Origin of the sequence: Bacillus sp. HSf4, from assembly GCF_029537375.1 — a bacterium.
Lineage (GTDB): Bacteria > Bacillota > Bacilli > Bacillales > Bacillaceae > Bacillus > Bacillus sonorensis_A.
On sequence record NZ_CP120679.1, the window covers coordinates 483,398 to 495,982 of the forward strand.

15 protein-coding genes are annotated in these 12,585 nt (G+C 46.6%); 7 read left to right on the forward strand and 8 right to left on the reverse strand.

Going from position 1 to position 12,585, the window contains the following annotated elements; translation table 11 throughout:
* Window positions 1-66: 66 nt before the first annotated feature.
* Complete coding sequence (locus tag P3X63_RS02395; RefSeq protein ID WP_026585868.1) at window positions 67-1,476, reverse strand: sigma-54 interaction domain-containing protein; 1,410 nt, start codon at window positions 1,474-1,476, stop codon at window positions 67-69.
* 243 nt (window positions 1,477-1,719) lie between these two features.
* Here P3X63_RS02395 and P3X63_RS02400 point away from each other — a divergent pair, with 243 nt between their 5' ends.
* The 3 genes from P3X63_RS02400 to rocF all read left to right on the forward strand — a co-directional run bounded on the left by P3X63_RS02400 (window position 1,720) and on the right by rocF (window position 5,431).
* Window positions 1,720-2,922 (forward strand): ornithine--oxo-acid transaminase, encoded by a 1,203-nt coding sequence (locus P3X63_RS02400; RefSeq protein ID WP_026585869.1) that lies wholly within the window; start codon window positions 1,720-1,722, stop codon window positions 2,920-2,922.
* A 216-nt stretch (window positions 2,923-3,138) separates the two neighbouring features.
* Window positions 3,139-4,545, forward strand: a complete 1,407-nt coding sequence (locus tag P3X63_RS02405; protein ID WP_236251294.1) for an amino acid permease — start codon at window positions 3,139-3,141, stop codon at window positions 4,543-4,545.
* The gene (gene rocF / locus P3X63_RS02410; RefSeq protein ID WP_026585871.1) at window positions 4,538-5,431 is read left to right on the forward strand and encodes an arginase; all 894 of its coding nucleotides are present in this window, start codon (window positions 4,538-4,540) and stop codon (window positions 5,429-5,431) included. Before P3X63_RS02405 ends, rocF begins: the two co-directional genes overlap by 8 nt.
* 69 nt (window positions 5,432-5,500) lie before the next feature.
* Here the strand turns inward: rocF and P3X63_RS02415 are convergent, their stop codons facing one another.
* Window positions 5,501-6,373: a LysR family transcriptional regulator gene (locus tag P3X63_RS02415; protein ID WP_026585872.1), complete on the reverse strand. Its 873-nt coding sequence runs from the start codon at window positions 6,371-6,373 to the stop codon at window positions 5,501-5,503.
* A 124-nt stretch (window positions 6,374-6,497) separates the two neighbouring features.
* Between P3X63_RS02415 and P3X63_RS02420 the strand changes: the two genes are divergently transcribed.
* Genes P3X63_RS02420 through P3X63_RS02435 form a run of 4 tightly spaced genes read left to right on the forward strand, consistent with a single transcriptional unit; the run spans window position 6,498 to window position 9,224 of the window.
* On the forward strand, window positions 6,498-7,067 hold the full coding sequence (locus P3X63_RS02420; RefSeq protein WP_026585873.1) for a non-oxidative hydroxyarylic acid decarboxylases subunit B: 570 nt from the start codon (window positions 6,498-6,500) through the stop codon (window positions 7,065-7,067).
* A gap of 15 nt (window positions 7,068-7,082) precedes the next feature.
* Entirely contained in the window at window positions 7,083-8,504 is a 1,422-nt protein-coding gene (locus tag P3X63_RS02425; protein ID WP_026585874.1) for a non-oxidative hydroxyarylic acid decarboxylases subunit C, read from the forward strand.
* Between the two features lie 19 nt (window positions 8,505-8,523).
* A complete protein-coding gene (locus P3X63_RS02430; RefSeq protein ID WP_026585875.1) occupies window positions 8,524-8,751 on the forward strand; it encodes a non-oxidative hydroxyarylic acid decarboxylases subunit D in 228 nt (75 codons plus the stop codon).
* A gap of 17 nt (window positions 8,752-8,768) precedes the next feature.
* Window positions 8,769-9,224, forward strand: coding sequence for a pyridoxamine 5'-phosphate oxidase family protein (locus P3X63_RS02435; protein ID WP_026585876.1), 456 nt, complete (start codon window positions 8,769-8,771; stop codon window positions 9,222-9,224).
* 34 nt (window positions 9,225-9,258) lie between these two features.
* Here the strand turns inward: P3X63_RS02435 and P3X63_RS02440 are convergent, their stop codons facing one another.
* The 6 genes from P3X63_RS02440 to P3X63_RS02465 form a co-directional block, all read right to left on the reverse strand.
* Entirely contained in the window at window positions 9,259-9,705 is a 447-nt protein-coding gene (locus P3X63_RS02440) for a hypothetical protein (RefSeq protein ID WP_077735725.1), read from the reverse strand.
* 396 nt (window positions 9,706-10,101) lie between these two features.
* The gene (locus P3X63_RS02445) at window positions 10,102-10,305 is read right to left on the reverse strand and encodes a hypothetical protein (RefSeq protein WP_277692414.1); all 204 of its coding nucleotides are present in this window, start codon (window positions 10,303-10,305) and stop codon (window positions 10,102-10,104) included.
* 17 nt (window positions 10,306-10,322) lie between these two features.
* Entirely contained in the window at window positions 10,323-10,760 is a 438-nt protein-coding gene (locus P3X63_RS02450; protein WP_277692415.1) for a hypothetical protein, read from the reverse strand.
* Complete coding sequence (locus P3X63_RS02455) at window positions 10,744-11,493, reverse strand: hypothetical protein (protein ID WP_277692416.1); 750 nt, start codon at window positions 11,491-11,493, stop codon at window positions 10,744-10,746. The genes P3X63_RS02450 and P3X63_RS02455 overlap by 17 nt, the downstream gene beginning before the upstream one ends.
* A gap of 4 nt (window positions 11,494-11,497) precedes the next feature.
* Entirely contained in the window at window positions 11,498-11,749 is a 252-nt protein-coding gene (locus P3X63_RS02460) for a hypothetical protein (RefSeq protein WP_026585879.1), read from the reverse strand.
* A gap of 66 nt (window positions 11,750-11,815) precedes the next feature.
* The gene (locus tag P3X63_RS02465; RefSeq protein ID WP_277692417.1) at window positions 11,816-12,580 is read right to left on the reverse strand and encodes a hypothetical protein; all 765 of its coding nucleotides are present in this window, start codon (window positions 12,578-12,580) and stop codon (window positions 11,816-11,818) included.
* Window positions 12,581-12,585: the final 5 nt, after the last annotated feature.

Sequence of the window (12,585 nt, forward strand, 5' to 3'; positions counted from 1 at the left end):
TAAGGACCTTCCAAAAGTAAAGCATAAAGCTTTTTTATTATGAGTCAAGCGATTCGTTTTTAGTGATCAAGCTTGGGAATGGCTGATATTCCATTTTTTTAAGCGGTATTGAAGGCTTTGTCTGCTGATCCCCAATGTCCGTGCCGCCTGTGACACATTGTAGTTGCATTTTTTGAGCGTTTTCTGAATATAATATTTTTCGGTGTTCTCGATTTGTTCCTTTAAAGGAGCTGACGAGGCGGAAGGCGGCTGCGGGAAAACGTCGAATCCAGATGTGTGGGGGAGCTGCTCTTTTGCCGCCGTTTTTGTCCTGTATTGCAAGGGAAGATGCGTGAGGTCGATGTTTTCCTCATAAGCCATCAAGTTCATCGCACCTTCTATCAAATGTTCAAGCTCCCTGACGTTCCCCGGCCAATCGTAGGAAAGTAAAAACTGGCGCACTTCATCTTCAAGCCCTTTGACTTCCATTTGAAATAAGGCATTGTATTTATCAATAAAATGCTTTGCAAGCGGCAGGATATCGTCCTTCCGATCTTTGAGCGGAGGGATGAACAGCGTGACGACGCTCAGCCTGTAGTAAAGGTCTTTTCTCAGGCGCTTTTCGCTGACGGCGTCGATCGGATCTTCGTTCATCGTCGCGATAATTCTGACATCGATCGGCGTGTCTTTTGCAGCACCGATTCGTCTGATGGTTTTCTCCTGGATGGCCCGCAAAAGCTTCGCCTGCAAATTCAAGTCCAATGAATTGATTTCATCAAGAAGGAGTGTCCCGCCATCGGCTTGTTCAAATAGGCCGGGGCGGTCGACAGCTCCCGTAAACGCGCCTTTTGCCGTTCCAAATAAAAGACCTTCGACAAGACTTTCAGGAAGGGCCGCGCAGTTTTGCGAGATAAACGGACCTGTCGAACGCTGGCTGCCGTTATGGATGCTTTGAGCAAACAGCTCTTTTCCGGTTCCGGTATCCCCTACAATGAGAATGGAAGAGGAGGTTCGTGTCGCCCGTTTCGCGTGTTCGGCAACTTCCAGGATCTCCGGGCTGACGCCGATCAGGCTGTCAAACGTATATTTTGTATTTTCGGTTTTATTCATGTTTTCCCTGATCAAGCGTTCAAGCTTTGTCACATCTTTAGCAATCTCGACGGCTCCTATGATATGACCGTTTTCCATAACCGGAAACGTATGATTGACGGTTGTAATCTCCTGTCCTTTGTTATTGAAGTATGTCTGCTTGACGTTTTTGATCGTTTTTCCGTATTGAAGCGCCTGTACGAGTGTGCTGTCATGATGGCTGGCAAACGTAAATACATCCAGCAGGTTTTTGCCGAGCACATCTTGAGCATCCATGCCTTCGATTTGCGTCATTTTAGTGTTGTACACGACCGAAGTGCCGTTTTCATCGACAACATGCAGGCCGATATCAATTTCATCACTAATTTTTTTGAAAATGTGCTCCATGAATTGGCTGTCTGTCAGCAAGTCAATTTCCCCCTTTGTCTGTCTCTTATTAATTGTAAGCGAAAACTAGAGAGGTGCAAAATGGTTTTGCATCATCTTTTGCACTTTGGGAGAAAAGGTGCATAAAAATTTGCGGATGAAAAACAGAAAATTCGTGCGGACTGCGGTTTTTTATGTTGGCATGAAATTTGCATGTTAGAAAGGGTGTAAGAAAAAAACGACATCTGGCATGTATGTCCTAACAAACAAGAAGGAGGAATCAGAATGGCGGTTTTATCAAAGTCCGAAGAAATTATGAAGAAAACGGCACATTACGGCGCAAACAACTATCATCCGCTGCCGATCGTGATTTCCGAAGCGGAAGGTGCATGGGTGAAAGATCCTGAAGGAAACCGGTACATGGATATGCTTAGCGCCTATTCCGCTGTCAACCAGGGGCACAGGCATCCGAAAATTATTCAGGCGCTGAAAAATCAAGCCGATAAGATTACGTTGACATCAAGGGCTTTTCACAATGATCAACTCGGTCCTTTCTATGAAAAAGTGGCATCATTGACGAAAAAAGACATGGTTCTGCCGATGAATACAGGCGCAGAAGCGGTTGAGTCAGCGGTCAAAGCGGCGCGGCGCTGGGCTTATGATGTAAAAGGCGTGGCCGACAATCAAGCGGAAATCATCGCGTGTGCAGGCAATTTTCACGGCCGTACGATGCTGGCTGTATCCCTTTCATCTGAAGCGGAATATAAGCGCGGCTTCGGCCCGATGCTTCCCGGTATTAAGCTGATTCCTTACGGAGATGCAGAAGCGTTGAAAAACGCGATTACAGCGAATACAGCCGCTTTCTTATTCGAGCCGATTCAAGGCGAGGCGGGCATCGTCATTCCGCCGGAAGGCTTTTTACAACAGGCGGCGGAGATCTGTAAAGAAAACAATGTGCTGTTTATCGCTGATGAAATCCAGTCCGGACTTGGGCGCACAGGTAAGATGTTCGCCTGCGATTGGGAAGGCATTGTTCCGGACATGTACATTTTAGGAAAAGCGCTCGGCGGCGGAGTGTTTCCGATCTCATGTATCGCGGCGAACCGCGATGTACTCGGCGTCTTTAACCCTGGCTCCCACGGCTCGACCTTCGGCGGAAACCCGCTGGCATGCGCCGTCTCCATCGCCGCGCTTGACGTCCTGGAAGATGAATGTCTTGCTGAACGCTCTTTAGAGCTTGGCGAATATTTTAAAGAAAAGCTGCTGCAAATCGATAATCCAAGCATTAAAGAAGTGCGCGGCAGAGGACTTTTCATCGGAGTGGAGCTGACGGAAGCTGCGCGCCCATATTGCGAACACTTAAAAGAAGAAGGGCTGCTGTGCAAAGAAACGCATGAGACCGTCATTCGGTTTGCGCCTCCTTTGGTCATCTCCAAAGAGGACCTCGATTGGGCCATTGAAAAGATTACCCGTGTTTTGTCGAAATAATCAAAACGGCTGAACAATAAGGGATTGTTCAGCCTGTTTTTAGCCATGGGGTGCGAAGTTTGTCGTAAATTGAAATATAAGGAAATTATTCAGAAGATTTAAAAAATAGTCATTTCATCACAAGGGGATTGTAGGATAACAGGGGGAAAATCACACGGAAGGGGTGTAGGCGGTTTGAATCATGAAAACAGAGAACAATATACACTGAAAAGGACGATGAAGTCACGGCACCTGTTTATGATCTCGCTTGGAGGCGTGATCGGGACGGGGTTTTTCCTGGGAACGGGCTATACCATCAATGAAGCGGGGCCGATCGGAGCAATCCTTTCCTACCTGGCCGGCGGAATGATCATGTATTTCACAATGCTCTGCCTTGGTGAACTGGCAGTGGCCATGCCGGTCTCAGGCTCGTTTCAAACATATGCGACGAAGTTTATCGGACCCGCCACAGGATTTGCCGTTGGCTGGATCTACTGGCTCGGCTGGTCGGTCACCTGCGCATTGGAGTTTCTTTCGGCGGGACAGCTCATGAAAAGGTGGTTTCCTGATGTCGACGTCTGGGTCTGGTGTTTGATTTTCGGAGCGCTGCTTTTTTCGCTCAATGCGCTCTCTGCAAAGGCTTTTGGAGAATCCGAATTTTGGCTGTCCGGGATCAAGATCATCGTTATCCTTCTTTTCATCATTCTCGGCGGCGGCGCCATGTTTGGCCTGATCGACATGGAAGGCGGACAGCCTGCGCCGTTTTTCTCCAATTTGATTGGGGATGGCATATTTCCGAACGGTTTCGGCGCCCTATTTATCACGATGATTACGGTCAACTTTGCTTTCCAGGGTACAGAGCTGATCGGAATCGCGGCGGGTGAAAGCGAAGACCCGGAAAAGACGGTGCCCCGCTCGATCAAACAGACGGTATGGCGGACACTGGTCTTTTTCGGTTTGTCTGTCTTTGTGCTTGCGGGTTTGATACCGTGGGAAAAAGCCGGTGTTGTTGAAAGTCCTTTTGTCGTTGTGTTTGAACAGATTGGCATTCCGTATGCAGCCGATTTGATGAACTTTGTCATTTTGATCGCTTTATTATCAGTGGCGAATTCGGGTTTGTACGCTTCGACACGGATGCTGTACTCCTTGGCGAACGAAGGAATGGCGGCTTCAGCTTTAAGGAAGGTCAATAAACGGGGCATTCCGATGAACGCGCTGTTGATCACCCTCGGCTTCGCCGGGCTGTCGCTTATTTCAAGTGTCGTCGCCGCTGAAACGCTGTATATTTGGCTGCTGTCGCTCGCCGGATTAAGCGCGCAAGTCGGCTGGATCACGATTACCATTTCACAGCTGCTGTTTCGAAGACAATATATAAAAGAAGGCGGAAGGGTGGAGGATTTGAAATTTAAAACGCCTTTCTATCCCTTTTTGCCGTTGGCCGGCTTTATTTTAAACAGCGCGGTACTTGTGAGCCTGGCCTTTGATTCAGAGCAGCGAATGGCCTTGTATTGCGGTGCATTGTTTATGGCGGCCTGCTATGTTGTGTATCATTTCTTTGTGAAAAAACGACAGACAAAACAACAGCCGTTAGAAAGAACGGCGCAGCAAAATCGAATGAATGATGAGGTGGTTGTTGATGAATAAACATGTTTCTCTGATTGGAATGCCGATGGATTTGGGACAGGCAAGGCGCGGCGTCGATATGGGGCCGAGCGCGATCCGCTACGCCCATCTCGTTGAGCGCGTGTCTGATTTAGGGTATGATATCAAGGATCTCGGCGATGTGCCGATCAACCGCGATCAGCCTAAGGGTGACAAAGGGCTGAAAAATTTAATTTCTGTGTTGGAAGGCAATCAGCAATTGGCCGGCATCGTCGACAATGTCGTCGAACAGGGCCGCTTTCCCCTCGTTCTCGGCGGAGACCACAGCATCGCCATCGGAACGCTCGCCGGCGTCGCCAAGCATTATAAACAGCTCGGTGTGATCTGGTATGACGCACACGGAGATTTAAACACGCTGGAAACGTCGCCGTCAGGCAATATCCACGGGATGCCGCTGGCGGTGAGCCTTGGTGTGGGAGATGAAAAGCTTGTCAATCTGCACGGGTATGCGCCGAAAATCAAGCCGGAACATGTCGTCATCATCGGCGCACGCTCACTTGATGAAGGAGAGCGGAAATATATCCGGGAAACGGGGATGAAAGTCTACACGATGCATGAAATTGACCGCATGGGGATGACGAAGGTCATTGAAGAAACGATCGAGTACCTGACGGCAAACTGTGACGGCATCCATTTAAGCCTTGACTTGGACGGCCTTGACCCAAGCGATGCTCCGGGAGTGGGCACACCTGTTGTCGGAGGCATCAGCTACAGGGAAAGCCATTTGGCGATGGAAATGCTTCATGATGCGGACATCATCACGTCGGCTGAGTTTGTCGAAGTCAATCCGATCTTGGATTATAAAAATCAAACCGGTGAAGCGGCCGTCGAATTGATCGAATCGCTGCTGGGAAAAAAGCTGTTGTAAAAAATGCAAAAGGGAGGGCATCTATTCGGATGCGCTTCTTTTTTTAACTGCTTAACCCGCCCCGTAATATCAAAACAAAGCCAAAAATTCCTTTACAGGCTTCGGCAGAAAGCTGTCGGCCCGCCAGACAACGGACGGCGTCAAAATAAACGGGTTGTCTTTAATCTCCAGCGTCTGAACGTGTTTGGCAAAATGCTCGGGAAGCATGGATAAAGGCAAAATCGTCGCTCCGAATCCCGACGTGACAAGGCTGAGCAGTGTCGTTGAATCATGGCATTCGCAGACGACAGTCGGCTCTACACCGGATCTTTGAAAGGTTTGTACGACCTCATCATAAATCCCTTTGCCGTGCGTCGGTCTGAGTAAAATGAGCGGCAGGCCGGAAATGTCGTTCAGCTCGGCTTCCCTCGTTAGTCCGTACGATTGATTGACGGGGAGAACCAGCTTGCAGGGAATATCGGGGAGGCTTTTTGTTTCGATATTTTTGCTGTGAAAAGGCGTTGTCGTAATCGCCGCATCAATCTGCCGGCTTTCCAGCAGTTCTCTCAGGCGCATCGGTTCGCCCTCCCAAATGTTAAACATTAAATGCGGATACATCTCTCTGATCTCTGAGACTTTGGACAAAAGGAGTGCCGCACAGTAAATTGTTGAGCCGACGGAAAGCGTTCCATTGACTTCTTCGTGCAACTCCCGCACCTCCAGGATGGAATCCTCAAGTTTATGCAAAATCTCCTTCGCCCGCTTTAGAAACACCTCTCCTTCATACGTCAGCGTCAAGCTCTTCTTTTTGTTGCGGTCAAACAACACAACCCCCAACTCCTCTTCCATTTGCTTGAGCTGTCTGCTTAAAGGCGGCTGTGCAATATGAAGCTTCTTTGCAGCCGTTGTGATTTTTCCTTCCTTGGCAATCGTGACAAAGTATTTTAATTGACGGATATCCATGACGGTCCTCCCCTTTATATACCTTAAAAGTATTATATGTAGATTTTATAGATATTTTCAATATGGAAAATAGAGGCGTATCATTTTAAATGAAGGCACCACAGAGGAAGAAAGGAGGATGCATATGAAGATCATCGTCGGTATCACGGGCGCGACCGGCGCCATTTTTGGCGTGCGGATGCTGGAGTGGCTGAAAAAAGCCGACATCGAGACACATCTTGTCATCTCACCATGGGCAGGGGCCACAATCCAGCATGAAACAGGATACACCATAAAAGATTTGGAAATGCTTGCGTCTTTTACATACTCGCATAAAGACCAGGCAGCCCGTATTTCAAGCGGTTCCTTTCAAACAGACGGTATGATAGTAGCGCCGTGCAGCATGAAAACATTGGCGGCGATCCGCACCGGTCTGGCGGATAATCTTCTGACCCGTTCGGCGGACGTGATGCTGAAGGAACGGAAAAAGCTCATCCTTTTAACGAGGGAAACCCCGCTGAATCAAATTCACCTTGAAAACATGCTTGAACTATCGCGAATCGGCGCGGTCATTCTTCCGCCCATGCCGGCTTTTTATAACCATCCCCAAAACTTGACCGAAATGGTCGACCATATCGTATTCCGGACGCTGGACCAATTTGGCATCCATCTGTCCGATGCGAAGCGCTGGGAAGGGATGAAACAGGCAAAATAAAAGGAGGACATCAAAATGGCATTTCAAGACTTTAGGGACTTTTTAAACACATTGAAAAAAGAAGGGCAGCTTCTTGAAGTTCAGGAAGAGGTGAAGCCGGAACCCGATTTGGGAGCCGCTGCACGCGCCGCCAACAACCTCGGAGACAAATCACCCGCTCTTTTATTCAACAACATTTACGGCTATAACAACGCGCAAATCGCGCTGAATGTCATCGGCTCCTGGCCGAACCACGCGTTAATGCTCGGCCTTCCGAAAGACACACCTGTCAAAGAACAATTTTTCGAATTTGCCCGCCGCTATGACCAGTTTCCTGTGAAGGTTCAACGCGAAGAAACGGCGCCGTTTCATGAGAATGAAATCACGGAGGATATCAACCTGTTTGAGATCCTGCCGCTTTTCCGCATCAATCAGGGCGACGGCGGTTTTTATTTGGACAAAGCTTGCGTCATTTCCAGAGATGTCGAGGATCCGGAACACTTCGGCAAGCAAAATGTCGGCATGTACAGACTGCAAGTAAAAGGAAAAGACCGTCTCGGCATTCAGCCCGTCCCGCAGCATGACATTGCGATCCACCTGCGTCAGGCGGAAGAACGCGGCGAAAACCTGCCGGTCACGATCGCGCTCGGCTGTGAACCAGTCATTGCGACGGCGGCGTCCACACCGCTCTTATACGATCAATCAGAATACGAAATGGCAGGAGCCTTGCAAGGTGAACCTTATAAAATCGTTCAATCAAAACTGTCCGACCTCGATATTCCATGGGGAGCGGAAGTGGTTCTCGAAGGTGAAATCCTGGCGGGTGAACGCGAGTATGAAGGTCCGTTCGGCGAATTTACGGGACACTATTCCGGCGGCCGCAGCATGCCGATCATCAAAATCAAACGCGTCTGCCATCGCAACAACCCGATTTTTGAACACCTTTATTTAGGCATGCCTTGGACAGAAGTCGACTACATGGTCGGCATTAATACATGTGTGCCGCTTTACCAGCAGCTAAAAGAGGCATATCCGAATGAAATTGTCGCGGTAAACGCGATGTATACGCACGGCTTGATCGCCATTGTATCAACGAAAAGCCGCTACGGCGGTTTCGCTAAAGCGGTCGGCATGCGCGCGCTGACGACCCCCCACGGCCTTGGCTACTGCAAAATGGTGATCGTTGTTGACGAAGACGTCGATCCGTTTAACCTCCCGCAAGTGATGTGGGCAATATCAACGAAAATGCATCCAAAACACGATGCAGTCATCATCCCGGATTTATCTGTTCTGGCGCTTGATCCAGGTTCTGAACCAGCGGGTATCACCCACAAAATGATCTTGGACGCCACAACACCTGTTGCACCGGAAACAAGAGGGCATTATTCGCAGCCGCTCGATTCCCCTGTTAACACGCAGGAATGGGAAAAGAAATTAATGGATTTATTAAATCGATAAGATAGGAGAGTGTTTCTATATGCATACATGTCCGCGCTGCAATTTAAAAAAAGCGGAAACCGTCAGCAAGTCTCCCGTCGAAGGAGCATGGGAAGTTTATCAATGCCAGCATTGTTTTTTCACATGGAGATCGTCAGAACCCGAAACGATCACCAATCCTGAAAAATACAATCCGGCCTTTAAAATCGACCCTTCTGAAGTCGAAACAGCCGTACACGTGCCGGCGATTCCAGACCGGAAAATCTAAAGGGGGACACCCGCGGCATGGCTCAAATATCACAGGAACTCTTTCAGCTCTTAAACGGAGAGAAACTCGCCGGAAAGCGGCACGAGGCGATGATGCTTCAGACTGTCACAGAAGACGGCTGGCCGCATACGGCAATGATCAGCGCCGGGGAAATCCTCGCCCTGAACGATACCGAAATCCGCCTTGCCCTCTGGCAAGGGACAACCACAACGGCCAACATCATCCGCACGGGCCGGGCGCTCTTCGTCGCATGCTGGCAAGGAAAAGCCCATTATATGCGGCTGTCTTTAACAAAACTGCCCGAATTAAAAGACGCCAAGCACCCGAGAACACGCTTTGCCGGCACCGTCGAAGCGGCCCGGGAAGACATTGCTAAATATGCTGATATCATCTCCGGCGTCCAGATAAAGCTTAAGGATGAAGAGGCGGTTTTACGGCGATGGGAAGAGACAATAGAGGAATTAAGGAAATGAAGAAAAGGACCATGGTTCGCCATGGTCCTTTCAATTATTTTTGCAGCATTTTATTCGTCACTTTGTAAGCCAAGATACAGGAAATGGTGATGAATGCGATTGCGATCAAAACGATCACGAGCTTTTCAGTAACGGTGTACAACGGCATGGGAAGGACAGCCGCACAGACGGCAAACAGGCTGCCGAAATAAATAAACAGGATCAGCGGCTTTTTGTACTTTTTCCAAATGACTTGGTTGATCCCATTTCTTTCGGGATCTGCCGGATGTTTGCGATCCTCATCTTTCATCAGCTTATTTAGCAGCACATAAATGAGAAATGCGAGTAAAGTGGCCGAGAAAATATTAAAGCAGAGCATAAACAGCTTTTCCCCCAAGCCCATCTCCGGATTCACAGCCATGCTGAGGACGGAGCCGCATACGAAAAACAAGTAGACGATCAAGATGGCTTTGTTTCTTGGTTTTTGTAAAAACTTGGACATTTAGATTTCTCCAATCGTGAATGATTTAAACGCTGAAAATGACATGCAGCAGAAAAGAAAACATTCAAAAGATGATGATGCTTAAAATGCCTCTGCCCGCAAGATAAAGGGCGAAATCCAGTTTTCTCAGGAACCAGTTGTATCTTAATAGGCGTTTGTAAACAAAGTAACCGGTGCCGACAAGAAGGATGACGAATGAATTGTGATTTTATGGGAATCAGGTTTTAAAAAGATCATTTTTTCATATTCAATGATCATGTGACTCGCTATGATTAAAAAACACAAACTATAAGCGAAATGAGCGGTCAACATACCGGCGATGAAATATTCGGTATATTCAACAAAAGTTTCAGGTGACATCATAACTCCTTTATGAATTGCGGACTCCGGATTTTTTTAACAAAATTTTTTTCTGATAAAATAAAGAATGAATGGCGGAATGAAAAAAACAACAGAAATTGCTGCAATGGCAGCGGGTATTTCCGAAAATGCTTCTTTCGTTATTAAAAGCCATAACGTCATGATTGTTAAGAAGATCCCGAAAGACGGAAAGAGTATAATAGCCACTAACATACTTTTATTTGCAACTTCTTTTACCATCTAAAAAACCCTCCTGTTCATTCTTCCGCAGGAATTCTGTCCACACAAGACTCGTCCAGCATTTGATTCGCCGCTTGATAAGCCGCAAAAAAGCCGGCCGATATTACCGCAACCAAAATCGCGAACACGCCGGATTTCCATGCAAAAGAGAGTCCGGTCATGGAAAATACGGATGTTCCCGCAATCAGGACGGCGAAATAGTAAGAGAGCGTGAACGGCTTTCTGTATTTCTTCCAAAAGATTTTCGCGACGATGTTGCATCTAGGCTCGCGTTGATTTTTCTTATGTAACAACACATAAAGGATAAATGCGACAAAAGATACTGAAACGAACATAAAGCCGGTGACAGCAATCTTTTCTTTCCAGTTCATTGAAGGTCTGACAAGGCCGGTCAAAAGAATGATTGTTGCATGAAGAGAATAGATTGAGAGAATGATTTTATTTCTGCCTTGCAAAAATGACCGCTCCTTTTTTCGTCAAAAGCCTGATGTGCCGTCTGATGTCTTGATTCGCTTTGATAAAGAAGTATTTGTGGATGAATTTGACCCCCATCATCGAAAATAAACAAGCCATAAGCAGATAGACGGTACTCATCAACAAATAGACGGCAGACTCGGAAACACGCCAAACGGCATGACTGATCATAAAACCGGATGCCGGAACGGACGCCAGGAACATCCCCGTCCAAGCTGCCGCCTGTCTGTTGCATCGTTTACGATCAGAGAATACAACCAAGTAGTAGCGGATGACAAGGAAGATGACGGCGGCATATATGAACAGAGACAAAATGACCAGCGGCAAATGAAAACCGATGGCAGCAAACATCATCTTTTGCGAGACGATTAACTGGCAATATGATATGCCGCTGAAAGAAACGCCCATAAAGAGAACATACCGAAGGTGATGATGATATCCGGTCATGCTTTTGGCATTCATGATGATCAGCCATATATTGATCAGGATGACGACAGGTATGGCGGCGAGAGTGAAAAACTGGACTTCGTCCGCCAGTAAAGGGAATATGCATAACACATCCAGCATCAACACGATAAAACAGGCCATTCCCCATTTTGTTTCCAGGCTGATGGAAGCCGTCAAATGAGATTGAATATGATAAGGTAAATCTTTGTATGTAGGCGTTTCTTTTAATCTAGGTAAAACTGTTGTTCCTCCGCTGTTATGTTTCATCGTTTTATCCCTCTGAACGATTCCGCGTGCATTTTTTCAGCCAGACTTTTTTTCTGTAAATATATAGTAGGAGTGGAAGAGCGAAAAAAAATATGCTGACAACGGTAATAACCAAGGGAATTTCTGAAGGAGCTTGTTCTCCTAACGCCCATATTGTCATGATGACAAAAAAGATACCAACTACAGGGAATAAAATCATGAAGATGATCATCGCTTCATTTATTTTTTTGTACAGAACATTTTTTTCGTGTTTCATCAAAAAGCTCCTTTTTCTTGGTCAAACGATACTTATCTCTGAAAAAGCAAAGGAAAACAATTGTGGCTAGCTTCGATCTGTTTTTTTTCGTAAATCAATCATGTTTGTGTTCCGGCGATTGCTCCGTTTCAAGACTTTCGGTCGAGGGCTGTATGTTCCCTTTTTGAAACGTCTATCGATCAAGTCTTGGTTGGCTTTGATAAAAAAGAATTTATGAATGAATTTAACTCCCATAAAAGAAAAAAAGAAAGTAAATGCCAAAAAGGTATAACTCATAAAATAGGTAGCTCCGCCTTCAAAAAAATGCAGGAAGAAAAACGCCGCAATGTAAGCGACTATTCCAAATAAACACAAGCAGTTTACCAAAGTCGTACTGTCTGTCTTTTTTTTATCGTTTGGGAAAACGATAAGGTAATGTAGAACCATACTTAAAATCACAATCATATAAACGAATGAAGACGTGATGATAAATATCAGGTCATAACCGAGCAAAACGTAAACGAGTTCTTGTGATAATACAAAATAACAAAAAGAACATACAGCGCCAGCTGCCCCTATATATATGGTGAAATGCAAATCATTCCGATCGCTCTGTTTTAAAAACAGGACAATGACTGTCCATATGTTAATACCGATCATAAAAGGTAATGATATAGCCGTGAAAAATGTTTCCCCAATCGCTATGATCAGCACGCCGCACATTAAATCAGTAAATAAAATCATCCACAGCATGTTTAACTTAGCATCTTTATCACAGCTTTCAGATGCTAAATGGGTTATGATGCGGGAAGGTAAATTCCTGTATTTCGGATTTCCCTTTAATTTCAGCAAGGTGT

Coding starts and splice junctions, on each gene's coding strand:
- P3X63_RS02400 (WP_026585869.1), top strand. CDS start 1,720: ATGGCGGTTTTATCAAAGTCCGAAGAAATTATGAAGAAAACGGCACAT.
- P3X63_RS02405 (WP_236251294.1), top strand. CDS start 3,139: ATGAAGTCACGGCACCTGTTTATGATCTCGCTTGGAGGCGTGATCGGG.
- rocF (WP_026585871.1), top strand. CDS start 4,538: ATGAATAAACATGTTTCTCTGATTGGAATGCCGATGGATTTGGGACAG.
- P3X63_RS02415 (WP_026585872.1), bottom strand. CDS start 6,373: ATGGATATCCGTCAATTAAAATACTTTGTCACGATTGCCAAGGAAGGA.
- P3X63_RS02420 (WP_026585873.1), top strand. CDS start 6,498: ATGAAGATCATCGTCGGTATCACGGGCGCGACCGGCGCCATTTTTGGC.
- P3X63_RS02425 (WP_026585874.1), top strand. CDS start 7,083: ATGGCATTTCAAGACTTTAGGGACTTTTTAAACACATTGAAAAAAGAA.
- P3X63_RS02430 (WP_026585875.1), top strand. CDS start 8,524: ATGCATACATGTCCGCGCTGCAATTTAAAAAAAGCGGAAACCGTCAGC.
- P3X63_RS02435 (WP_026585876.1), top strand. CDS start 8,769: ATGGCTCAAATATCACAGGAACTCTTTCAGCTCTTAAACGGAGAGAAA.
- P3X63_RS02440 (WP_077735725.1), bottom strand. CDS start 9,705: ATGTCCAAGTTTTTACAAAAACCAAGAAACAAAGCCATCTTGATCGTC.
- P3X63_RS02445 (WP_277692414.1), bottom strand. CDS start 10,305: ATGGTAAAAGAAGTTGCAAATAAAAGTATGTTAGTGGCTATTATACTC.
- P3X63_RS02455 (WP_277692416.1), bottom strand. CDS start 11,493: ATGAAACATAACAGCGGAGGAACAACAGTTTTACCTAGATTAAAAGAA.
- P3X63_RS02460 (WP_026585879.1), bottom strand. CDS start 11,749: ATGAAACACGAAAAAAATGTTCTGTACAAAAAAATAAATGAAGCGATG.